The organism is Schlesneria sphaerica (genome assembly GCF_044336245.1).
Lineage (GTDB): Bacteria > Planctomycetota > Planctomycetia > Planctomycetales > Planctomycetaceae > Schlesneria > Schlesneria sphaerica.
The window spans coordinates 5,936,233-5,959,339 of the sequence record NZ_CP172346.1; the positions used below are offsets into that span (position 1 = coordinate 5,936,233).

The window sequence follows — 23,107 nt, forward strand, 5'->3', positions numbered from 1 at the left end:
AGCAATGAATGGCCATCCCGACTACGAAATCGCACGCCTCTGAAGTCGCCTGTCTCCGTGCAATTTAAGCAATACTCCGATTATATCGCAAAATTGCTCAACCAGACGCGAAGGGGTGGTGGGTGGTGATGCGAATCAACGGAACAACGTCTCCAGCCCCCTGAAATTGCGAGTACGGGCGTGAAGGCGTCGGGTGTGACGACATCCTCCTGAATGCCAATGGGAACGGCAACCGGGAGGACACTGAACTTCAGAGAAAACTTCGCGCCCGTGCGGAAATTACTCTCAACACATTCATACTTGTTGCTCGCGGGTTCATGTTATGAATCGTCCCCAGTGGCATTCTCCACTCTGGTTTCGCCACACGGCATCAGAATCCCTCCGTCGCCCAGTCAATGTTGACTTTGGGAGGACTTGCAGTACCGGTTGATTCAAACACCATCTCGATCAAATAGTCTCGATGAACCGTGTCGGCGAGGAACTGCGGGCGTCGGTCGCCACGACGGCACGCGGCCACGTCGCCGATGACTTGTGACAGTGTACTCCTTTTCTGACTTTCCCGCCCCTGAAACACTTCGATTCCGTTTGGGGTATAGATGACACCATAGGCCTCGCGGGTCCGCTTGAGCATTTTTGCGATTTGCCCTTTGAGATCGGGTAATGTCAGCGGATCATTGGGAACCGCATCCGCCAGCTTCGCTTGTGCCCAAAAAGCCTTCGATACCTGTCTGCCCGCGTGTTTGAGATCGACAATGACACCAAAGTCGGCACCGGTTGTTTTCTCTTTGGGCTTTTCAGTGAAACCTTGAAGAATGATCGTTAATTGCCAGCCGTCCTGTTCGATTGTTCCAAATCGATTGAGATCATATTGCAACGCGCCCGTGACGCGTTCCTCCTTTGCCAATCGGCTGAACTGTCGTGTGATCTCGGCGATGGCACTTTCAACGACTGCTGTACCACGCTCAATTAATTCTTGGGGAACCTCAATCCCAATGTCGGGCGTATCAGGATCAGCATGAAGCCGCTCGTCTCGCAACAGCGCATGTGCAATTCGTGAAGAGGTTGCAACCGGACCATGCTCGATCTTCTTGGACTTCCCCCGATCCTCAATCGTAGCGACCAAGTCCTTTCTGGGCCTACGAAGGCACCAGCGGCTGTACACGCTCGCCCGATGGTTCATCTCCTGAATGAGACGATCAGTGATCCAGTAAAATTCGTTACGTGTCAATGATGCTGGCATCGCTCTCCGTATCTTGATGAGGAAAGGGAATACATCCAAATACGTGATCAGTTGTCCGCAATCGCGGCATCCCTGAAAAAACTGTCAGAACAATGGGACTTCTGATACTCGAATCTCCCCCTTTTCGATGAGTCGTCAATGCTCGCCATCGTGAGCCCTCATTGCTCAGTCGGAGCACGCACTACTCAGTTGGGTTACTCAGGAGATAGGCCAGGACGTCGCGGAGTTCTTCGGGGGTTTTTACCAGGCCGAGCGGCATGGCTGAGGCTTCGCCGAACTGGCGTTCGTCGATTTGTGTCTTTTCGACCGTGATGCGTTTGGTGTCGGGTAACAGCACCTCGACCTTTTCGCCGGTTTCGGAGACGACGAGGCCGGTGATGACTTTTCCTTCGTGGGTCGTGACCACCGTTGAACGGAAGACGGGGGAGATGTTCTTGCTGGGGACGAGGACGGATTCGACCAGGTAGGGTAACGTGAAGCGTTTTCCGGCGTCCGCGAGGCTCGGGCCGCCTCCTCCTGCCTGCGATGCCGTCACGGCGTGGCATTTGACGCAGCCGAGTGATTCGGCACCAAACAGCTTGCGGCCTCGGACGGGGTCTCCTTGCTTGATCTCCTCGGCCCAGTCGTATTGGACGAACTTGGGGTCGAGAGCGGCTTGGGTCCCTCCTTCGGTTTGTGACTTCAGGCGCTCGGCCAGCGACAGGCCGTCCGGCTTTTCGGGAAGTGAGAAGCGGACATCGCCGAGATGGCGGAAATGCAGGTACTGGCCGCCGATCCCTTGCCTCATCCCGACGCGGACGAGGATGTCGTTGCTGCCCGGTTCAAGGTCGAGCGGCACGACGTCGTCCAGTTGGATCAGAGGCCGGACGATGTCGTTTTCGTGGATCAGTTTGCCGTTCTGCCAGACTTTGACGCCATCCTCGCTCCCCACCAGCAACTGCATCCGCTTGGCGGTCGGGCTTTCGAACCGGAACAGACTGTAGACAGACGAATTGGGGGAGGGGCCGAACAGCAGGTTGAAGTCATACAGCGGGCGATCAGGGCTTGTGGGCTTCGTCTTCTTCCATTCGTACTCTTTGCCCGCAATTGTGAGCGGGCTGCTGAGGTCGATCGCGGTGGTTTCCACGGGATGGACGGTCTTTGGAAAACCGTCGGCATCGGGGATCGGGCCGAGTGTCCAGATCTCGGGCTTGACGTGTTCCAGTTTCGCCACGTCGAGTCGGCGATCCTGTACTCCGCTGACGACGCGGGCGATCTGCGGTTCACTGCGAGGATCATTCAGCAGTGAAAGAAAGTGGGCGGCCTGAAGCCGGATCCGGTCGTTGTCATCGTGCAGGCGTTCCACCAGCAGCGCGAAGAGTCGTTCCTGTTCCGGGGTGTGCGGCAGAGCGTTCCAGTGTTCGGCCGTGGTGTAGTTCCCGACTCGGCCGAGGGTTCGCAGATCGATCGGAGCCGGCTCATCGGCGTACAGGATGATATTGGCTTCCTCTTTCTGCTGCGGAGCGAGCGGCGCTGCGGGTGAGAGTGGCGCATCGACCGGGGGGATTGTTAAGCGGAAACCGGCTGTCAGGACGCCCGCCATCCGTAAGACCGTTTCAGGGGCATGGCACAGTTCGGCAGTCAGATTCGGCAGGGGGAACCGCGCCAGAGCCAGCGGGTCGGCCTGATTCGGGACGGCATCGGCGGCGTTCAGGTCCGTTGCCGATGTGAAGTGGTGGTACTTTCCCTCACGTCGACGCTGCAGGTAGGCGTGCGGCTCACGTTCGATCGATTTCAGCAGTTCCTCCCCTTCCCCTCTGGTTTTTTTACCGGCGGATTGCTGATCGGCGCGGGGGCTGAGGAGCGAAGCGAGCGAGTTCGCGGATTTCTTTGCTGGTGATCTCTCTGTGATCCGGTTGGCGGAGGGGACGGTCACCTTTCGCCGGAGCAATTCCTGCCGGGCGGTGGAGGATCGCCAGTGAGCCGGGTTGTTGAGTTCGGCGAGCAGTTTTTCCTCAGAAGCACTCGTCGTGTCATACGGATCGAAGGGCATCTGCTCGGGGTCGTCTTTTCGCGTGATGACGGCGAGATCGCTGCGATAGGTGGGGGACCCTTCGTTCTGCGCCATGTAACAGAGTGTGACGAAGACACGTCCCCCGCGACCGACGCAGACGCCGACAGGCCGCGCCTGATCGCGACCTTCGAGCAGGATTTTTTCGGTGGCGGTGAATGTTTCGCCCTGTTGTTCGAGCGGGAAATAGGAGACGGTCCGGCGACACCAGCGCGCGACGAGCAGGCTGTGATGGTATTTGTCGGGGAGATATCCATCGGCGTAGTAGGTCTGCAGGACGGGAACCGCCCTTCCCATCTCGTTGTTGACCATGGGGAGAATGTCAGCGCGGTCGGGCGTCTTGCTCTGCATCCAGCCCCGCGGCCAGCTCCAGTACGAATCGGGGGTGACGTGCATCAGTCGTCCCGGTGCGAACTGGGAAGGGATCCCTTCATGATCGTTGTCATTCGTGAACAGATTGCCGTCTTTGTCGAAGCAGAGACCGCAGGGATTTCGGAGACCTCGTGCGAATGACTGGAGGTGTGTGCCGTCGGGGCGAATGCGGAAGATGGCTCCGACACCGTTGTAGGGCATGGAATCCCACTTCTGATGGAATTCGGTGTCGTGAGTTCTGCTTGTTTCTGTTGCAGGAGTCTGCGATCGGTTGAGCGTTCGAGCCGCCGCTTTGGCTGCCGTTCCCTCGGTGGGGGATCGCCGGAAGAACATGGTCCAGTGACCCCAGTGATCGGGGCGGGTGAAATCGCCGTAGTACCACAGTGGATCACCCATCGAGACGTAAAGATCACCTTCGGGGCCCCACGCACAGGCATGCAGGCACTGGTGGACGTGTCCGTTGGGGACACCCCAGAGCAGCCGCTCGGGTTTCAGTCCTGACCGGTTCACTCGTCCCCCCGGGATCCGATAGACGGCGCTGACAGTGACGACGTACAGGTCGTCGCCGCGAACTTCGATATCGTTCAGCCAGGTATGATCGGGGAATTCGTACAGCAGGACTCGAGGTTTGTAGCGACCTTCTGCGTCCAGGTCGTAAGCGAACAGATTTCTGCGGCCTCCTACGAAGATGCGGCCGGTGGAATCGGTGCGGACAGAGAGGAATGAGTCATCGGGTGAGGTATCAAGCCGTACGACCTTGAGGTCGGGATCGGTGACGTGGTAGTCGAGTTCCTCGCCGGAAGTTTTCGTGACTTCGTCACCCGGACGATTGGTGACTCCGTCACCCGGTTGCGCAGTGACTTCGTCACCCTGGCATCTGGCGGGGGCCCCGCCCAGACATGCGCCCGCGAGGAAGACCAGGGTGAGGAACGACGATGCACTCCCGAACCAGCCACGTACCATCTTGATGCTCCTCGTTCGATTCTGTGAATGCTTTGGACGTCATTGTGGGTCCCTTCGCTCGCGCACAGGGCTGACGCGATGGGGCGGGAATTCTCACCCGTCGGGAGATCGAGTGATTGTACGACAAGAATCCTTCTCAGGTCATGCGAGTGATGCGGTGACGTTACTTGCCGAATCATGCGAACCATCCGATACTGATAACGTGAGCAGTTGGAAATATGATTGCCAGTCTGTCGCATCCCTTCGCTGATGACAGTTTCCATTGAATCTTGAGGATCAACCGATGAAATGCCGGTTGCGGATATGTGCACTGTGGTTTGTGCTGTTGGCTGTTTTCTCGCCACGGCTGACCGCTGAAGAACCGTACCTCGAATTTTTGCAGGGGCTGCGTAACCGAAATTATTTCGACTATGCACTGCTTTATCTGGACCAGTTGGCTCAGCGTCCTTCCGTCCCGGCCGAAATTCAGAAGTTGATCCCCTACGAGAAGGCGATCACGCTGCGGGAATATGCGAAGACGCTGCGCAGTCCTGAAAAGCAGTTTGAGCAGCTTGATCAGGCGCTGGCCTACCTGGATCAGTTTATCCGGGAAAACCCCGACCACCCCTCGAGCGGTGATGCCAATGCCGAACGGGCTCAGATGCTGCTGCAGAAAGCCGGCGTCGAAATCTTTCAATCGAAGGCCCCGTCGAATCAGGGAAGCAAATCGGAATTCCAGCGACGTGGCCGCGAACTGGTTCAGAAAGCGCGAGACGTTCTGAAGCTGGCTTTCGATCAGCACGATGCGGCGTTCAAGAAGTTTCCCACGTATATAGATGCCCAGAAAGAACCGGCTCAGTATGCAGAGCGGTCCCGCATCGAACGAAATCTGATTCTGGAAACGCTGAGTCTGGCCAAGTGCACTTATCTGGAAGCTCAGACTTATGACCCGACGGCGCCTGAGTTCAAACAGTTGCTCAGTCAGGCGGCGGACGAGTTTGAAAAGATGCATCAGCGTCACCGCAGCCAGATCGGCGGTCTGCATGCGCGGGCCTGGCAGGGGAAGGCCTTTGAAGAACAGGGTGACCTGCAGAAGGCGCTCGGTATCTACAATGAACTGCTGGATCATCCGGGCGATGATGGGCCGCTGCAAAGTCTGAAGGCACAGGTCCTGCAATTCAAACTGATCTGTCTGCATCTGCGAAACGATTATCAGCTCGTCGTGGATCTGGCGGAGGAATGGTTGAAGAAGAGCGGTGACGACGCCAAGACCCCGGTCGGTCTGGGGATTCAGTGGGAACAGGCGCGCGCCTACGAAGCACTGGGGAATAATCGCAATCTGCCCAAGGCGGATCAGGAACGCTTCTGGCGACAGGCTCGTACGGTCGCTCAGCAGATCAATAAATATCCGGGCGAATACAAAGATGTCTCGCTGTCGATGATGCAGCGGACGCAGGTCAACCTGGGGGGGCGTGAGCGGAAGCCGGATGACTTCGAAACGGCCTATGGTCTGGGACGCCAGAACTTCAACTCGTCACAAGAGATCAAAAAAGAACTCGATGCCGCGATCAAGAATCAGAAACCGGCCGAGGAAGTGACTCGGCTGAGACAGGACTGGACGAACGAACTGAATGATGCGGCTCAGAACTTCGATCTGGCCATGCGGCTGATGAACAAGCGGGACAATGTGAAGGACGTGGCCACCGCAAGGCTGCTGCTGGCCTACACGAACTTCTATCTCCGCCGGAACTACGAAGCGGCGGTGCTGGCTCAGTTCGTCGCCCGGACGACCAGTGATGAAGAAGGAAGTGTGGCGCTGGACGCGGCCTACATGGCCATGGCGGCGTTCGTTCAGGCGTACAACGACAATAAGGCCGAGCCTGATTCCAAGCAGGACGAAATGCGGATGATCATCAAAGCCGCAAATCTGATCGCCCAGCGCTGGCCGGAAAGTGATAAAGCCAATGAAGCCCGGTTAATCCTGGGGCGGATGTACTCGTCGGCGAAAAAGCCCGTCGACGCGGCGGAATGGTTCAGCAAGGTTCCAGAAAGCGATCCGAAGTATCCCGAGGCCCAACTCGCCGCGGGTCAGGCCTACTGGATCGCCTACGGATCGGCGTCGCGGATGGCACCTGAAGAGCGGCCGACCCCGGAAAAGCAGGCGGAATGGAAAGCCTCTGCCGAACAATTCCTGCGAACGGGGATTCAGAAGCTGACGGCCACGTTGCCGAAAGAAGGCTCCCTGCCCCAGGAACTCGTCAGTGCCAAGATCTACCTGGCAGAAATTCTGCTCAGCCAGGGAAAAGAGGCAGAGTCGATTGCGCTGCTGCAGGACGATCCGCAGTCGATCGTCAAGGCGATCACGGTGACTGACGAGTCACAGCGACCCGAAAAGGGAATTCAAAGCCGCAGTGTTGCCAAGAGTGTGTACACACTGCTGCTGCGGGCTTACATCGGCCTGGGGCCGGACCGGATCGATGATGCGCGTGCCGCAATGAGGACGCTGGAGGCGATCGCGGCGGGTGATCCCAGTTCCGATCTGACGGATCTGTATGTCGGTCTTGGGCGAATGCTGAAGACCGAACTGGAACGCTTTCAGAGCAATGGCGAGACGGAACGCTTTAACAAGCTGATGGAGGCGTTTGAGACCTTCCTCGATGACATGTACAAGAAGCAGGAGGGGCAGACGCTCGGTTCGCTTAGCTGGATCGGCGAGACCTACTTTGCCCTTGGTGAAATTTCGACGGATGGATCCAAGACGGCCAGCTACTATGACCGGGCTGCTTCCGCGTTCAACGGAATTTTGACGCGAGCGGCATCGGATCCCGGTTTCGCGACACCCGATCAATTGCTGAATGTCAAGGTGCGCCTGGTCCGTTGTAACCGGCTGAAAAAGGATTTTGCAGGAGCTCAGCAGCTACTGGGCGACATTCTCAAGGTCCGTGGGAATGACCTGAGAACGCAAGTTGAAGGAGCCTCCGTCTATCAGGACTGGGGATCATCGGGGGACAAAAGCAAGTTCGCCATTGCGATCAACGGAGAGCCCAATCTGGGTGTCTGGGGTTGGGGCGGTATTGCGCGCAGGATTCAGCAGCAGAAGAATTTCGCAGATCGTCCGGATCTGGTGGATCATTTTCTGGATGCCCGTTACGCGGTCTCCCTCTGCCGGTTCCGCTATGGCATGGAACTCGCCCCGAAAGAGAAGCAGAAAGCGCTGGATGCCTGTGCGATGGAACTCGTCGGGACCTCGTCGATCATGAAGGTCCTTCCGGAAGAAAAACGTGCGAAGCTCAATGAGCTCTACCGCGAAGTGCTCAAGGAATCCGGGCAACCAGTCGTCGATCTCCCAAGAAATGAAGAGATTCCGCTGGAAACGTCGCGGCCGACGAAATCCGCAGAGGCCGCCAGTGAGCCGAATAAGGAGGCTGACGCGACCGCAGCGACGGGTCAGGGAACGGCAGGCACGGCAGAGGCTTCCAAGTCCATCGACACGACAACCTGGGTCATTTTCCTTGGTTGTGTGGTGGCCGGGATCGGACTGATTGGCTGGGTTTTGTTCAGCGGCAAGGGTAAGGCAAAGAAACCAAAATCGTTTGGCCGCAAGGACGTCCCTGTTTCCTTTTCAGGGGTTTCCGTGGATTCAGGGCCCCCCGCTGCGTTTGCGGCCCCTGCCCCGGGCAAGGTTCGACCCAGGAATCCAGTCCCGAAGGGGACGGCGACAGCACCGGGGGCGGCCCCGACTGCTCAAGCTCCTGCCAAAGGAACGACGCGGACTCAGTCCAGGACCGAGTCAGGCGCACCCCCTTCCCCCAAGCCACGACCAAGGCCGACGGAACCTCGCAAAGACGAATAAGACAATCTAAGACAATCGAGCAAGTCACAAGGACATCGAATGACTCTCAAAATTCCGGCATTGCTTTTGATCGCAGGCACCGTCGTTTGTCTGGCGGCGAGCCCGCTCTGTGCGATTGACATCATCACCAAAAAGAACGACGGCAAGCGGGTCAACGGGACCATCTCTGCCATGACAAAGACAGAGTTGACGCTGAAGAAGAATCAGGGAGATCCTGAGATCGTCGCCGCCAACAACATCGCCGCCATCGAATGGGAAGGAGGGGGCGGAGACCTGAAGCTGGGTTACAGCGACGAATTGGGGGGGCGCTACGAATCCGCGACTCAACGGCTCATGAAGGCGAAGTCCGACATCAAGTCTCCCAGCGAATTTCTGAAGGGGGAACTGGAATACGTTCTGGCACGTGTCGCGGCGAAGCAGGCATTGAGCGATCCTGATCAACGAGAACAGGCAATCCAGAAGATTCTGGCGGCACAGAAAGCATTTCCTGACCACGTGCGATTTTATGAATCGCAGATGCTGCTCAGTCAGCTTTATCTTGCCGCAAAAGATTTCGATGCGGTCCGCACGAATCTGGAAAAGCTGACGCAGGCCCCCTGGGATGACGTGAAACTCGCCGCCCGGATCGTGGAGGCACGGGCTCTGATGGCGGAAGGAAAACCCGACGAGGCGATCAAGGCATTTCAAGCCGTGGCCGATGCGGCAGGTGATTCGCCGGCCGATGCGTCACGGAAGTATGAAGCGATGCTGGGGCTGTCTCGAGGTCTGATCGAACAGTCGAAGTTTGAAGAGGCCCTGAAGATTCTGGATGAAGTGACAGAGAAAGGCCCTGCCGACGATTCGACCGTGCAGGCAGAAGCCTATACCCTGCAGGGGCATGCCTATCAGGGGCTGGGCCGAACCAAGGAAGCAGCCCTCGCCTACCTGCACGTCGATATCCTGTTCCCGCGAGAAACCGCCTACCATGCCGAATCGCTGTACCAGATGAGTATTCTCTGGAAACTTGTCCAGCATCCGGATCGCAGTGCGGAAGCGGCGGGAAAACTGGTGCAGATGTATCCCAACAGTGAGTGGCGGAAAAAGCTCGCCGGACAGTAACCAATGGCGGGACAGTAACCGATGGGAACCGCAATTTTGGGAGGGTAGCCCCTTCGCTCGTACTGGGCGACCCCAGCGTGGAATTGGGGCCCTGATTGCAGAATTGAGTGAACGAAGAGAAAAACAGGCATACAGTGGGTCCCTCTGGCAACATGGGGACCGGGAACTTAGAATCGCTCCGCACATCTCGAACAAGTCATCGGGCCACAAGACGCCTGCCAAGAAAAAGGAATGAAACAAGTGAAGGGGATTGAAATGAACCAGACGGTCGTTCGCAGCCGCTTGTGGTGTTTGGTTCTCGCCTTGCTGGTGGGAGGACTGTCTTTCGCTCAACAGACTTCAACCTCCTTTGCCCAGGATGACGAGAAAGCGGTCTCAGTGGACGACCGGTCCGGTGGGGACGCGAAAGCTGGGGAAGCGAAGAAGCCTCAGGAAACATTTCTGATGTGGATGATCCGCGCTTCGGGGATCTTCGGCTTTCTGATCATGCTGGTCTCGTTCGCAATGGTTGCCATCATCATGATGATTGCCCTTCAGCTTCGCCGGGATAACTATCTGCCGACAGCCTTTATTGAAGAGTTCGAACAGCGATTGCAGTCCAAGGACTATCAGGGGGCTTACGAAACGGCGAAGTCCAGTGATTCCTTTATCGGTCGGATCATGGCTGAGGGGATGGGGCGTCTGACCCGTGGTTATGACGAAGCTGTCGAGCAGATGCAGCAGGTCGCTGAAGACGAAACGATGGCGATGGAACACAAGATCGGGTACCTCGCGCTGATTGGTTCGATCGCCCCCATGCTGGGGCTGCTCGGTACCGTGCAAGGGATGGTCATGAGCTTCCAGGTGATTGCCAATTCCGCGACCTCGCCCAAACCGTCGGAACTCGCGGACGGGATTGCCACCGCGTTGTTCACGACTCTGGAAGGGCTGACCGTCGCAATCCCCGCGATCATCTTCTATTCGCTCTACAAGAACCGTTTGGCCCGATTCCTGATGGAATGTGGATTCGTGGCAGAAAATCTGATGAAAAACTTCCAGAACGCAGGGAAAACAACGGCTCCTGCCGCGGCGAGTCGTGCAGGTGGAGCAGCCCCTGCGGCAGCTCCGTCGGTTCCTCGAAACGAGTAGTTGATTCGAGAATTCGCGCGTTCGTTGCGGTGAACGCCTTGGTTCGTAAGTTGAGTGTGGGGTGAAAATCCAGCGGGGCGATCCCCCGACTTCGCCCGCCTCAACCACGAGGGCGTCATCCATTCAGGGAAGTCGGAGCGATGTTATGAAGATGCGTAAAGTCGAGATGGGTTTTACGGAACCCGATATGACGCCGATGATCGACATCGTGTTTCAGTTGCTCACATTCTTCATGATCGCGATCAATTTTGAGAACACGAAGGCGGACGAACGGGTCAAGCTCCCGAAAGACATGCTGGCCAAGCCGCCGGTCGTCAAACCCGAGCATGAACTCGTTCTCAATTTCGGATTTCAGCGGCTTCCCTCGGGAGAAGTGGCCAAATCGGTCCCGGAAGTTTTCTACAATGAACGATTTGTAGAAGTTCGTAACATCGGTCCCGATCTGGAACAGGAACGCCGAGTCATGGAACTGATCCATGGCAAGGAAGTGATCAAAGACGTGACGGTCCTGATTCGCGCGGATTCCGAGGTTCCCGCTGGTCTGGTTCAGGAACTGATCAAAAAATGCCAGGAAGCGGGCTTCACGAAATTCTCGCTGCGTGCCACTGCGGAGGACGTTTGAGATGAAATTGCGAAATCGCTCGAGCGGACCGACGAAAGTCGAAATCCCCATGGCACCGATGATCGACATCGTCTTTCAGTTGCTGATTTTTTTCATGTTGAACCTGAAAATTGTCGCACCTGAGGGAAATTTCAATATCAACATGCCGATCGCGGCACCGCAGGCCGCCGCAAGTGAACAGAACCTGCCTGATATCAAAGTCAGTCTGGTCTCCGATCGCAGCGGGAATCTGACCCAACTGGTCCTGGGGTCAAAGAATCTGGGGAATGATGACGCCGCTTTCGATCGGCTGAACCGTGAGATCCTGCAGATTATCGGTCGTCCGGGTAATCCACTGACGAAAGATGTGGAAGTGGAGATCGATGCGGACTACGAAACGCAGTACAAATACGTCGTGAAAGCGATCTCAAAATGCACCGGTCGCTATGATCCCGCGTCGAAACAGGTGACGCGCTACGTGGAAAAAATCAAGTTTGCACCACCCCACAAACCGAAGGCCTGACATCTGATCAGGGGCGTTCGATTTGCCACTGGCGCCCACGACGATACAATTGCCCCTTCCCCCTGAACCGACTCAGGGGAGCGTCGTTTCACTCAAATGGCTTTTCTCAATGACTTCTGCGGCTGATTCTCACGACTCCAATTCGACCCAGGAAGAACTGATCCTTGTCCTCGATTTTGGCGGACAGACGGCGCAACTGATTGCTCGCCGGATTCGGGATCAGCACGTTTTCTGTCAACTGGTTCGACACGACTTACCTGTCAGCCGGATTCGCGAACTGAATCCGAAAGGGCTGATTCTGTCGGGGGGCCCTGCCAGTGTTTACGAGCCGAATGCGCCGAAAGTGGATCCTGCCCTGTTTGACCTGGGAATTCCGGTCCTGGGGATCTGCTATGGTTTGCATCTGGCCAGTCAGCACCTGGGAGGGAAAGTGTCGCCCGGTTCCAAACGTGAGTTTGGAAGGACGGAATGTCGTGTGCTGAGATCAGACACGCTCATGGCCGGGCTGCCGGAACTCAGCACCGTCTGGATGAGTCACGGTGATCATGTTGAAGATGTCGACGCACACTTCCTTCCGCTGATGGACACTTCCTCCTGTGCTTATGCCGCAGTAAAGCATCGGCAGAAGCCGGTTTACGGATTGCAGTTTCACCCCGAAGTGACGCACACCGAATACGGTGGCCAGTTGCTGTCGAACTTCGTCAAAGGTGTCTGCGGCTGCCGGGGAACCTGGAAAATCAGCTCACTGATCGACCGGGAAGTTCTCGCGATTCGCGCACGAGTGGGTAACAAGCGAGTGATCTGCGGTCTGTCCGGCGGCGTCGATTCGTCCGTCGTGGCGGCCATTCTTTACAAGGCGATTGGAGACCAGCTGTCTTGTATTTTCGTGGACAACGGTCTGTTGCGCAAGGGCGAAGCCGACAAGGTGCGTGACCGGTTCCAGAACCACTTCAAGACAGATCTGCATGTGGTTGATGCGAAAGATCGCTTTCTGACGGAACTTGCCGGGGTGACTGACCCTCAGGAAAAGCGAAAAATCATCGGCCGCGTGTTCATCGAAGTCTTCCGGAAAGAAGCCGAATCAATCCCTGACGCGCACTTCCTGGCGCAGGGAACATTGTATCCAGACGTCATCGAATCCGGGGCCGACATCGATGGTCCCGCTGCCACGATCAAGGCCCACCACAACGTGGGAGGGCTGCCCGAACAACTTGGATTTGAACTGATCGAGCCATTGCGAGATCTGTTCAAGGACGAGGTTCGCCGGATGGGGCTGGAACTCGGCCTGACCGACGAACTCGTCTGGCGGCATCCGTTCCCCGGCCCGGGCCTCGGTGTCCGATGCCTGGGAGAATTGACGGCACCGCGACTGGCAAAGCTTCGCGAAGCGGACGCCATCGTCATGGAAGAACTGCGTCTGGCCAGTCTTTATCGACAGATCCAGCAGGCCTTTGCCGTTCTACTGCCCGTTCAGTCGGTCGGCGTCATGGGGGACGGCAGGACTTATGAAGAGGTGATTGCGGTCCGTGCCGTTTCGACCGATGACTTCATGACGGCGGACTGGTATCCCCTGCCCTACGACGTGCTGCAGCGGATCTCGACTCGCATCATTAACGAAGTCCGGGGTGTGAATCGAGTCGTTTACGACATCAGTTCCAAGCCCCCCAGCACGATTGAATGGGAATAATTCCCGTCGGTTATCGGGCTTCAAACGTGGCGAACGACTTCGATTCGACCACCTGAGGTCCATCGCTTGAGGCGTGAACTACGAGAGCCGCTGTTTGATCGTGCAGGTCAAGCAGCGGCAGTCCTCGTTCCGGTCCCAGAATGCAAATGGCTGTTGCCAGTGAGTCTGCAATCGCTCCCTCAGGAGCCACGACTGTGACGCTGCTGCGGTAGGTCAGCCCCAGTCCGGTCTGCGGATCGACGATGTGTGAGTAGCGGACGCCAGCGATTTCCACGAACTGGAAGGCATCGCCCGAAGTTGACACGGCACAGTTCCGCAGCGAGAGCAGTCGGCTGACCGCTCCATTGGGGCGATCCAGGGGTGCTACACCGACTTTCCAGCCTGCGGCGCCGGGGGGGGAATTTCCCGCCACGATGTCGCCGGCGACCGCGACCAGGCTCTGGTCGAAGCCCTGCTCACGCAAGATGCGGCTCATTTCCTGGGCAACGTATCCTTTGGCGATACCCCCAAAATCAAGCCGCATTCCTCGCTTTGTCAGTTTCACCGTCTGCTGGGCGTCGTCCAGAACGAGGAACTTCCATCCGACCGATGATCGGGCTTGCTGAATTTCGTCCTGGGTGGGGAGGACCTTGCGTTTTCGAGACTGTCGCCACAATTGAACAAGGGGACCAATCGTGACATCAAAGGCACCATTGGTCTGGTTCGAAATCTCGATCGACCGTTTGAGCAGGTGAAACAGTTCAGGGCTGACAGCGACGGCTTCGTCCTCGCCCGCCCGTGCGCAAAGTCTCATGACTTCACTGTCGGGTTTGTAGTCACTGAAAATGTGATCCAAGTCTTTGACTCGCCGGAATGCGGCTTGAGCGGCTTGGTTTGCTCCGTTTTCGTCGGCAGCATATAGTGTGATCTCAACAATCGTACCCAGATGTGGTTCTGCAAAAGAGTACTTCTCGTCCGCCTGAAGCGGTGCGAGAGTGACAGAGCAGACCACGCTCACGATCACCGTTCCGAATAGTTTCCAGATTTGAGTTGCCATGTTGTCTATTTCTTCAATCATGAATTCAGCCAGTCACGTGGGCGGGATTCTTCAAAACAGTCTCTCGCAGCGCCAGACGAACGAGGGGCGATGTTCGTCCGTCGGTGTGCGTCGATCTTCCATCGACAACTTCAATCCTTCGCGGTGCGTCAAGCAGGCCATTGTCTTCTCTGTCAGCCTGCTGGCGACATTCGGTATTCTGTTCGGGCAGGATGACCCGGGCGATGCCAAAACCGAAGCGGAGATGAAGGAATATACCCAGACGATCCGCAATACCGAAGTCAATTTCAAGATGGTTCCCATCCCCGGTGGCGAGTTCCTGATGGGCAGCCCCGAAGGTGAAGAGGGCCGTAACGAAGACGAAGGCCCACAGCATAAGGTGAAGCTGGAGCCGTTCTGGATGGGCAGCACCGAAGTGACCTGGGACGAATTTGAACTCTGGTCAATCCGTTTGGAGCGTGCTCTTCGTGATTTCGGTGGCGCTGAAACCGGTCCTCTGGAAAAAGCTGCCGACGCGATCACCAAGCCGACCAATCCGTATACCGACATGTCATTCGAAATGGGCAAAGACGGCGGATATCCCGCGATCTGCATGACCCAGCATGCCGCGAAGACCTATTGCGAGTGGCTGAGCGCAAAGACCGGACGCTATTACCGTCTGCCAACCGAGGCGGAATGGGAATATGCCTGCCGCGCCGGTACGACAACGGCTTACCACTTTGGCGATGATTCCTCGCAGCTCGGAGAGTATGCCTGGTACGAAGAGAACAGTGCCGAGAAGGGATCGGCCAAGTATCATAAAGTCGGAAAAAAGAAGCCGAATCAATGGGGCCTGTACGACATGCACGGCAACGTGGCAGAGTGGGTCCAGGATAAGTACGAGCCTGATTTCTACGGCAAATTCAAGCCAAACGAAGCTGTGAAATTCCCTCTGTGCCTGGCTGATGACGAGTATCCTCGCGTGGCTCGAGGGGGGGCATGGGATCGTGGTGCGTTACAGGCCCGCAGCGCCGCACGACTGGCGTCTGATCCTGAGTGGAAACAGCAGGATCCACAAAACCCCAAGAGTGCATGGTATATGACCGACGCCCTGTGGGTTGGCTTCCGTGTTGTTCGACCATTGCGGACCCCCAGCGAAGAAGAACGCAAGAATCTGCGTCTGGACGCTGTCGTTCCTAAGGGTGTCAAGCCGCGAATCACGATCGAGTGAAGCGGGTCCGTTCGGGTTACCGATTCAGTATGAGATCTTGAAAAGTCAGAGGTGTCTTCGCGTCTCTTTCCATTGAGTGAGCAGGTCGTACGTTTTCGCTGAGCAGTACATCACACCAGGAGTCGAGCATGAATCCATCAGATCAATCTCATGACGTCGCATCACGGCGCGATTTTCTAAAGACATCCACACTGGCGGGTGTTGGTGCATCTTTGGTTGTCCCTGCCGGTTTCAGCAGCACTCTGTTTGCTGGGGGTGACGATACAATCAAGGTGGGGTTGGTCGGCTGCGGTGGACGAGGTACGGGTGCAGCAGGACAGGCACTCTCGACAAACGGGAACGTCAAACTGACCGCTGTTGGGGATGCTTTTCCTGAAAATGGACGCAATGCCGTCGACAGCATCAAGAATGGCCTGGGTCCCAAAGGTGAGCGGGTTCAGGTTCCCGCAGAGAAGATCTTTGATGGTCTGGACGCTTACCAGAAAGTGATCGACAGCGGTGTCGATCTGGTGATTCTGGCAACTCCCCCTGGCTTCCGCCCGATTCACTTCGAATATGCGGTCAAAGCTGGCAAGCACGTCTTCATGGAAAAGCCCGTCGCTGTTGACGCTCCTGGTGTTCGGCAGGTGATCGAAGCGAACAAGATCGCCAAGGAAAAGAAGCTGAAGGTTGGTGTTGGTCTTCAGCGACATCACGACGCGGGTTACCTCGAAACGATCAAGCGGATTAAGGACGGGGCGATCGGCAAGATCATCGCCTTGCGAGCCTACTGGAACGGGACCACCCCTTGGGATCCCCGCAAGACGCGCGAGCAGTGTCGGTCAGAAATGGAGTATCAGATTGTCAACTGGTACTACTACAACTGGCTGAGCGGCGACCACATTTGTGAACAGCACATCCACAATCTGGACGTCTGTAACTGGGTCAAAGGTGGGGCGGACAAAGAGGCGGAATATCCGGTCAAGGCGAGCGGCATGGGGGGCCGACAGGTTCGTACCGATAAGAAGTATGGTGAAATCTTCGACCATCACTTCGTCGAATACGAGTATGCTGACGGAACCTGTATGTTCAGCCAGTGCCGTCAGATGCCCGGATGCTTTAATCGTGTCTCTGAGTTCGTCCACGGATCAAAGGGAACCTCTAATCCCGCCGGCTCGATCAATGCCGAGGGAATGGAATGGCGGTTCAAGGAGAAATCCAAGAACCCGTACGAAGTCGAGCATGACAACCTGTTCGCAGCCATTCGGAATGGAACCGAGTTCAACGAAGCGGACAATGGAGCCTACAGTTCGATGACGGCTGTTCTTGGCCGGATGTGTACTTACTCCGGTAAAGAGATCACCTGGAACGACGCCATCAAGTCGAACATCAGCCTGGCCCCCAAGAGCTACACCTGGGATGCCGAGCCACCCGTCAAGGCGAACGCGGAAGGTTACTACCCGATCGCGGTACCAGGGCTGACACGAGTTCTCTAATTCTCGATCAAGCGATTGAGCTGAGAATCAAAGAGGCCCCGCGCTGTTCATTCAGTGCGGGGCCTTCTGCTTGGCAGGAGTGGGGAGTGGCGGATTGCCGGGAGTTCGGGAGGCCCCCCGGGAAAGCGTCACTTCCGGACGGTCCCGACATTCTCTCAACGGCCTCAGGGAGTACGGCTCAGGGCTTCATCCAGCACCTTCTCCATCGAGGCGATTGACCCCTGATGGAAGCCGACTTCGTGGAAAATAATGCGGTTGTCGCGGTCGACGATCCAAAGCTGGGGAATTGCTTCGACTTCAAGTGCCTTCAGGGGTTCGATCGCCAGATAGGCATTCGGCCAGGGGATTTTTAACTTGTCGACAAACATGCGACTCATCTCCAACCCCTTCCGGTCCCCTCCTTCTGAAGTCAGTCCCAGGAATTTGACTCCCTTGCTCTGATACCGATCATGCAGGTCGATCAGATACGGAGCAATGGCCTGACAGGGAATGCACCAGAAGGCCCAGGCATCAACGACAAGGATCTGCCCCTTCAAGTCCTCAGGGCTTGGCCCTGGCTCGTTGATCCACCCCCCTGCCTCGATCGGTGGAAATGGCTTCCCGATCTGGGCCGAACTGTCAGGGGTGATCACCAGTCGGAGCATCCAGGCAACTATCAGCGCGATTGCCCCTGCAACGAGGATCCCTTTGGGAAAACCTCGGGGACCATCGGGGGGGGATAGATCGTCATTCATGAGGGATCACAATCCATAGAGTTCGGAGTATTTGGACTTCAGGTGGGCGATCAATGGCTGATGCGATAGTGTTTCGCCGGTGACTTTCTCGACAAGCGTCTTCGCTGGATATCGTTTCCCGTGTCGGTGAATCTTTTCGTTCAGCCAGTTCTTCAGAGTTTTCAGTTTCCCGGTGGCAGAAAGCTCGTCGATGGCTCCTAAGTCGCGGTTTGCAGCAGCAAAAATCTGAGCGGCATACATGTTCCCCAGGGCGTACGTGGGGAAGTAACCCAGCAGTCCAGCACTCCAGTGAATGTCCTGCAAACATCCGTTGGAGTCATCGGGGACGGTCAAACCGAAGTAGCTCTTGAACTTTTCATTCCAGACACCGGGGACGTCTGCCGGTTTCAGGTCACCCGCGATGAGCAATTGCTCGATCTCGAACCGCAGCATGATATGCAGGTTATATGTCACTTCGTCCGCTTCTACACGAATCAGTGAGGGGCGGACGTCGTTGATCGCGAAGTAGAACTCTTCCAGGGAAACGTCACCCAGCGCCTGGGGAAATGCCATCTGAGCCGTGGGGTAAAGATACTGCCAGAACGAGCGACTGCGTCCGATGAAGTTTTCCCACAGACGTGACTGGGATTCATGAATTCCCAGGGAGGTCGACTGGCCGATCCCAAGCCCAAAGCTGTCGCGTGGCAGTCCCTGCTCGTAGATCCCGTGTCCCGATTCGTGCAGCACTCCGAAAAAGGCAGAGTTGAAATGGTGATCGTGGTAACGGGTGGTCAGTCGGCAGTCACCGGGACCAAATCCACTGCAGAAGGGATGGGCCGACTCATCGACGCGCCCTGCCTCGAAATCAAAGCCAATGGCTTTTGAGGCACCTTCGGCGAGCACAATCTGCGGTGTCTTGGGATAGTGTCGTGAAAGAATCTCGACGTGCGGACGTTTCGACGATTGCTGAAGGGCTGCCACCAGCGTGACCAGTTCGTCTCTCAAGGGAGAGAAGACTTTCTCGACTTCTGCGGCTGTCATTCCGGGTTCGTAGTCATCCAGCAGAGCATCGTAGGGAATTCCCTGACCGTAGCCGACGGCCTGTGCTTCTTCCCGCTTCAGCCCGATCATCTTGTCGAGCCAGGGGAGGAACCGGGCGAAGTCAGAGTCTTCACGAGCCGAAATCCAGGCCTGCTGCGACAGCGTCGTGGTTCGAGACAGCTCTTCTACCAGTCTGCGTGGCAACTTCGTCTGCCGATCGTAAGTGCGCCGGGCTTCTCGCACGTTTACGGCCACATCGCCGTCGGGGTCACCCAGCTCACCACTCTTTTCCAGTTGTGACAAGAGTTCGCCAATCCGAGGCGAAGTCGCTCTCTCGTGTGCTAAACCTGCCAGCAAACCCAACTGGTCGGCCCGGTGGGTCGCCCCGTGTTTGGGCATAAAGGTCTGTTCATCCCAGCTCAGGACACTCGCGCAGGATCCCAAGAGCGCGGCATCCTTGAGTAAACGGCACAATTCTGAATAAAGATGATCTGTCTGAGACATGGGTTCTCCTGAATAAATTTGAGACTGGCATAATCTCACAGCGACAGAACTCACACAAGGACCAGGGCCGGGTCAGAGAGCCATTTGTGCGCGGCGACGGAGGCAGTATGACGGGTTACTGCTTCCGTGAGGCGGCGTTACGCCGGTCGGGGCCTCAACGAACCTGCGAAAAGCGTCGTACCGGGATTGATTCACTGACCGTGATGGCTGCCAGTTCACTCTGCTCCGCGCGTCAGGTACTCGTCCGCACAGGCGAGACATGATGATCGTTCTCTTGACCAAATGGCGGGGGCGAGGGGAAGGCGTCTGTCGCGAGGGATCTTCAGGGACGGCGACGGGCGACCACGAAGGTTCGACGAAACGGAAAGAGGACTTTCCCATCGAGTCGTTTCGGATAAGCGAAGGTGGTCTGCTCGCGTAATTCGGCAAGAAAGGTGGCGCGATCGGTATCGGAGTTCAGATCGGCCAGAAACGGTCGCAGACCGGTGCTTGAGATCCACTGAATCACGGATTCGGCCGAATCCATGATGTGATAGTACTCGGCTTCCCAGACATCCAGGTGATCTGCCTGAAGACAAAGAAGATCATAGTAATCGTGTGGCGGTCGGCGGGATAACGCGTTGCGAGCACCTCGTAATCGATCGTTCCACACCGGCCTGCGTGAAATGTCGAAGATTAATTTTCGTACCGCAGGGAAGTGGTGGCTGGGAATTTGAAATGCCAATACACCACCAGGACTGACGTAGCTCATCAGCCGTGGAACTAATACGTCATGGTTAGGAAGCCACTGAAGCACAGCATTAGAAAATATCAAATCGACTTTGTTGAGTGGTTCCCACTGGGCTATATCCGCCAGCAACCATTCACAAGGAAGCGGTAACTTGCGGGCCGCAGCAATCATTTCCGTAGAGCTGTCGATTCCTGTCAATTCCGATTTCGACCAGCGATTGTGGAGAATCCGGGTACTGTTACCTGGGCCGCAGCCGAGGTCGATGATGTTGCAAGGATTTTCCAGCGGAACGCGATTGCAGAGGTCAATTGCCGCTCGTGTTCGGTCATCCGAAAATTGCATGTACTGGTTTGGATTCCAATCAGTCATGGGCAATCCTGTCGCACAGGGCCGAGGTGGAAATGTGAGAATGCTCACCGCTTAACAGCGTGAGCCGGGACATTGTCGCTGAGCGGGTCGTCAATGTCGAACTGATCTGGTCCCTTGTACATCATTTTTCTCTATCTGGCGTTGTCGGTCAGGCAGAGTGGGGTAGATGAGTCGGGATATCGCTACGACGATCTTCAGAGGGGGCATGCTGAGCGTTTGTATGTAAATTATATCCGGTGAGAGAACTGCGCTGATGTCCAGATCTGTCTCCGGAAGATGATGGGAATGAAATTAGTGTCCATTGTTTCACGTGGTGTATTCTTTGTGTGTAATTGCCGGAGAAAACTTATGACAAAGTTCGCATTATGCTGCAAATCTGACATTGAATGAAACTTCCACATCATTATCTTATGAGCCATGTCGTGATTACTTTCATCAGGCAACGCCGTTTACCGATGGGTTCCGATCTCGAGTGAGGCGTCCCTGGACCAGACCAGGGCAGTATCCCAGGAGGTTGTCATGAATTGGATTCATCGTCGGTGTTGCTGCTCACGTTCGTCACTGGCCGTTTTCAGTCTCTTCTCATGTCTCCTGGCGGGATGTTCAGGACCTGATTTCATCGTGGTGGAAACGACCGAGTACCATCTTCCTGAAGCGGATGAAACCAGTGGGCCGGATGATGGCTGGGCCCCCCGATCCGCTCCGTCGTTCGATCCGGCGCGCGTCTCTCCGCGAGTGAATAAGGATATGGGGGTTAACCTCAGCGCCTGCGTGACGGAGCTGGATCTATCCGCGTTGAAGCCCGATCAGGACCAGAACCTGCTTAAGGTCCATTCCAACTTTCGTGATGCGTTAGCAAGCGTGCAATCGCACGGAATTCCAATCCTCCCCTCCGTCGATCTCATTGACGCAAAGTCCCGGCAGTTCGATGCCGGGTTGATCACCGCACTGGCAGAATTCTGGTTTCTGGGAGTTCCTGGAGCCACGCAAGGAGATCTTGGATTTCTGCAGCGGATTGGGAATGCCCTGCCCCCCGACAGTCGGGCAGCGGCCTATTTCGCGGCGGGACTCGATCTCGCTGAGATCCATCTCCCCATGACCAATGAGTCTGCCAAAGAGTACTTCGTGAGGCGTTATTCGTCTGAGGTAGCTCATTCCGAAGCCGCGGGCTTTCTCAAAGCCAGTGAAGTGCTCCAGAAATGTGATCGGGTTTATCGCTATTTCCAGATGGAGTTTGATCTGGATGACAATGACTGGATGCACCCGGTCGTTCAGGTTCTGAAATCCGATCCTTCGCTCGCCGCCGAGTATCGTCAGATACTGACGCGCTGGAGCCGGGTCGTGACACCATCGACACGACTCACCATTCTCGACCTGGTAGACACAGCGGACGCAATCGAACTGGTTCGTCTTCGCCGTGATCGAGACATCACGTCGAGTGCGGTATCGCTGTTTCCGCCACAGTCTCAGCGAGAATCGGAATTAGCTCGGCGGGTGTTTCCACTTGGTTGCCCGGATGACGAAGATCTCATCGGGGCCATGGTGCGAACGATTCATTCGGAGCATGTGGACGTCCGTCCGACCAAAGAAAGTGGATGGTGCGACTACCAGGCCTACGCACTGACCGCACTGCTTGTTCCCCAACTGGGGGATGAAGCACGCTCTCTGGCCTTCACAGGTCGGTATGCACGCCGTCGACTGGAAGTCCTCGAGGCGACCATGAAGAAGTTTGAAGTCATCCAGACTCACGAGGAGCAATTCCTGGCGACCGCACAGGCCAATGGCCAAGACGCAGCTCTCTTCCTGCCGAACCTGCGTCTTGAGCCCGCCCCCACCTACTATCTCCGTATGGCGCGATCTTACGAGTTCCTCGAACAGACATTGCGACAACTCATTGCCGAACCTCAGTTGATGCAGCTTTACGGTCATTCCGAGACCGGCAAGCGGTCTTTACCGCTGATTCAAGAACTGCAGGAACTGAAACTTCTATTCTACGGCTGTTACGCATTCTCGGCAGAAGACCTGGGGATGAAGGTCGACCTGGAACAGCGTGAGCAGCTGAAACTTGAGGAGTCTCGTCAGATCGCAAAAACGTGGTTAGGTAACCTTGCACACGATTTGGATCTGGGTGTCGATGCACGGACGATTATTCCGGTGACCAGTGATTCTCATCGGCAGGTGACATCCGCTCTGGCGACACTCGGTGTCAGGTTCTGTCGGCTGGGGGTCAAATATCGAGATCGAGCGGCCCCGCACGTCAAAGGAAGTGACTCAGCAGAATGGAAGTCAATTGAGCCGACGCAACTGGGCCAGACGACCTATCTGCTTCCCGTCAGTGACAGCAGTTCCGTCAAGATTCCGCGGTCTCAGGTTCCGACTCGCATCGCGCTTCGAAGGCTGTGCGACGAACTTATGGGACGGGAAGAAGTCCTGCGGCGTCTTCAATTATAAACAGGGGCGGATCCTTCGAGGTCTTCTGGGCGTGCGACCCTCGAAGTACGGGAAGGTGGACGTGGGCCGGCCGAGATCCGATGT

The 23,107-nt window shown here is 56.4% G+C and carries 15 protein-coding genes; 9 read left to right on the top strand and 6 right to left on the bottom strand.

Translation table 11 applies throughout. The features are described from left to right. Window positions 1-370: 370 nt before the first annotated feature. Complete coding sequence (locus ACGY09_RS21440) at window positions 371-1,123, bottom strand: hypothetical protein (protein ID WP_397569370.1); 753 nt, start codon at window positions 1,121-1,123, stop codon at window positions 371-373. Between the two features lie 298 nt (window positions 1,124-1,421). Beyond that, window positions 1,422-4,625 carry a hypothetical protein gene (locus ACGY09_RS21445; RefSeq protein WP_397569371.1) on the bottom strand — a complete coding sequence of 1,068 codons (3,204 nt, stop codon included), beginning with the start codon at window positions 4,623-4,625 and terminating at the stop codon, window positions 1,422-1,424. Window positions 4,626-4,908: 283 nt separating this feature from the next. Here ACGY09_RS21445 and ACGY09_RS21450 point away from each other — a divergent pair, with 283 nt between their 5' ends. The 6 genes from ACGY09_RS21450 (at window position 4,909) to guaA (ending at window position 13,494) form a co-directional block, all read left to right on the top strand. Further along, complete coding sequence (locus ACGY09_RS21450) at window positions 4,909-8,457, top strand: tol-pal system YbgF family protein (protein WP_397569372.1); 3,549 nt, start codon at window positions 4,909-4,911, stop codon at window positions 8,455-8,457. A gap of 39 nt (window positions 8,458-8,496) precedes the next feature. Further along, complete coding sequence (locus tag ACGY09_RS21455; protein WP_397569373.1) at window positions 8,497-9,555, top strand: tetratricopeptide repeat protein; 1,059 nt, start codon at window positions 8,497-8,499, stop codon at window positions 9,553-9,555. Between the two features lie 231 nt (window positions 9,556-9,786). Continuing rightward, window positions 9,787-10,683, top strand: coding sequence for a MotA/TolQ/ExbB proton channel family protein (locus tag ACGY09_RS21460; RefSeq protein ID WP_397569374.1), 897 nt, complete (start codon window positions 9,787-9,789; stop codon window positions 10,681-10,683). 145 nt (window positions 10,684-10,828) lie between these two features. Beyond that, complete coding sequence (locus tag ACGY09_RS21465; protein WP_373652932.1) at window positions 10,829-11,305, top strand: ExbD/TolR family protein; 477 nt, start codon at window positions 10,829-10,831, stop codon at window positions 11,303-11,305. A gap of 1 nt (window position 11,306) precedes the next feature. After that, a complete protein-coding gene (locus ACGY09_RS21470) occupies window positions 11,307-11,807 on the top strand; it encodes an ExbD/TolR family protein (protein WP_397569375.1) in 501 nt (166 codons plus the stop codon). Between the two features lie 109 nt (window positions 11,808-11,916). Continuing rightward, a complete protein-coding gene (guaA, locus tag ACGY09_RS21475; protein ID WP_397569376.1) occupies window positions 11,917-13,494 on the top strand; it encodes a glutamine-hydrolyzing GMP synthase in 1,578 nt (525 codons plus the stop codon). A 10-nt stretch (window positions 13,495-13,504) separates the two neighbouring features. Here the strand turns inward: guaA and ACGY09_RS21480 are convergent, their stop codons facing one another. Continuing rightward, on the bottom strand, window positions 13,505-14,530 hold the full coding sequence (locus ACGY09_RS21480; protein WP_397569377.1) for an FAD:protein FMN transferase: 1,026 nt from the start codon (window positions 14,528-14,530) through the stop codon (window positions 13,505-13,507). On the opposite strand from ACGY09_RS21480, the gene ACGY09_RS21485 reads away from it, so the two are divergent. Together ACGY09_RS21485 and ACGY09_RS21490 are read left to right on the top strand one after the other, a co-directional pair. Next, window positions 14,529-15,740 carry a formylglycine-generating enzyme family protein gene (locus ACGY09_RS21485; protein ID WP_397569378.1) on the top strand — a complete coding sequence of 404 codons (1,212 nt, stop codon included), beginning with the start codon at window positions 14,529-14,531 and terminating at the stop codon, window positions 15,738-15,740. The two genes, ACGY09_RS21480 and ACGY09_RS21485, sit on opposite strands and share 2 nt — an antisense overlap. A 128-nt stretch (window positions 15,741-15,868) precedes the next feature. Then, window positions 15,869-17,215, top strand: coding sequence for a Gfo/Idh/MocA family protein (locus tag ACGY09_RS21490; RefSeq protein WP_397569379.1), 1,347 nt, complete (start codon window positions 15,869-15,871; stop codon window positions 17,213-17,215). 164 nt (window positions 17,216-17,379) lie between these two features. On the opposite strand, the gene ACGY09_RS21495 is transcribed toward ACGY09_RS21490, so the two are convergent. The 3 genes from ACGY09_RS21495 to ACGY09_RS21505 all read right to left on the bottom strand — a co-directional run bounded on the left by ACGY09_RS21495 (window position 17,380) and on the right by ACGY09_RS21505 (window position 20,572). Then, window positions 17,380-17,949, bottom strand: a complete 570-nt coding sequence (locus tag ACGY09_RS21495; RefSeq protein ID WP_397569380.1) for a TlpA family protein disulfide reductase — start codon at window positions 17,947-17,949, stop codon at window positions 17,380-17,382. A gap of 6 nt (window positions 17,950-17,955) precedes the next feature. After that, window positions 17,956-19,473: a carboxypeptidase M32 gene (locus ACGY09_RS21500; RefSeq protein ID WP_397569381.1), complete on the bottom strand. Its 1,518-nt coding sequence runs from the start codon at window positions 19,471-19,473 to the stop codon at window positions 17,956-17,958. A 322-nt stretch (window positions 19,474-19,795) separates the two neighbouring features. Beyond that, entirely contained in the window at window positions 19,796-20,572 is a 777-nt protein-coding gene (locus ACGY09_RS21505) for a methyltransferase domain-containing protein (RefSeq protein WP_397569382.1), read from the bottom strand. A gap of 519 nt (window positions 20,573-21,091) precedes the next feature. On the opposite strand from ACGY09_RS21505, the gene ACGY09_RS21510 reads away from it, so the two are divergent. Further along, complete coding sequence (locus ACGY09_RS21510) at window positions 21,092-23,023, top strand: hypothetical protein (RefSeq protein WP_373652923.1); 1,932 nt, start codon at window positions 21,092-21,094, stop codon at window positions 23,021-23,023. The last annotated feature ends 84 nt before the right edge of the window (window positions 23,024-23,107 follow it).

Excerpts from the sequence above, each read along its gene's own strand:
- ACGY09_RS21445 (WP_397569371.1), bottom strand. The coding sequence starts at position 4,625 with ATGGTACGTGGCTGGTTCGGGAGTGCATCGTCGTTCCTCACCCTGGTC.
- ACGY09_RS21450 (WP_397569372.1), top strand. The coding sequence starts at position 4,909 with ATGAAATGCCGGTTGCGGATATGTGCACTGTGGTTTGTGCTGTTGGCT.
- ACGY09_RS21455 (WP_397569373.1), top strand. The coding sequence starts at position 8,497 with ATGACTCTCAAAATTCCGGCATTGCTTTTGATCGCAGGCACCGTCGTT.
- ACGY09_RS21460 (WP_397569374.1), top strand. The coding sequence starts at position 9,787 with ATGAAACAAGTGAAGGGGATTGAAATGAACCAGACGGTCGTTCGCAGC.
- ACGY09_RS21465 (WP_373652932.1), top strand. The coding sequence starts at position 10,829 with ATGAAGATGCGTAAAGTCGAGATGGGTTTTACGGAACCCGATATGACG.
- ACGY09_RS21470 (WP_397569375.1), top strand. The coding sequence starts at position 11,307 with ATGAAATTGCGAAATCGCTCGAGCGGACCGACGAAAGTCGAAATCCCC.
- guaA (WP_397569376.1), top strand. The coding sequence starts at position 11,917 with ATGACTTCTGCGGCTGATTCTCACGACTCCAATTCGACCCAGGAAGAA.
- ACGY09_RS21485 (WP_397569378.1), top strand. The coding sequence starts at position 14,529 with ATGTTGTCTATTTCTTCAATCATGAATTCAGCCAGTCACGTGGGCGGG.
- ACGY09_RS21480 (WP_397569377.1), bottom strand. The coding sequence starts at position 14,530 with ATGGCAACTCAAATCTGGAAACTATTCGGAACGGTGATCGTGAGCGTG.
- ACGY09_RS21490 (WP_397569379.1), top strand. The coding sequence starts at position 15,869 with ATGAATCCATCAGATCAATCTCATGACGTCGCATCACGGCGCGATTTT.
- ACGY09_RS21495 (WP_397569380.1), bottom strand. The coding sequence starts at position 17,949 with ATGAATGACGATCTATCCCCCCCCGATGGTCCCCGAGGTTTTCCCAAA.
- ACGY09_RS21500 (WP_397569381.1), bottom strand. The coding sequence starts at position 19,473 with ATGTCTCAGACAGATCATCTTTATTCAGAATTGTGCCGTTTACTCAAG.
- ACGY09_RS21505 (WP_397569382.1), bottom strand. The coding sequence starts at position 20,572 with ATGACTGATTGGAATCCAAACCAGTACATGCAATTTTCGGATGACCGA.
- ACGY09_RS21510 (WP_373652923.1), top strand. The coding sequence starts at position 21,092 with ATGAATTGGATTCATCGTCGGTGTTGCTGCTCACGTTCGTCACTGGCC.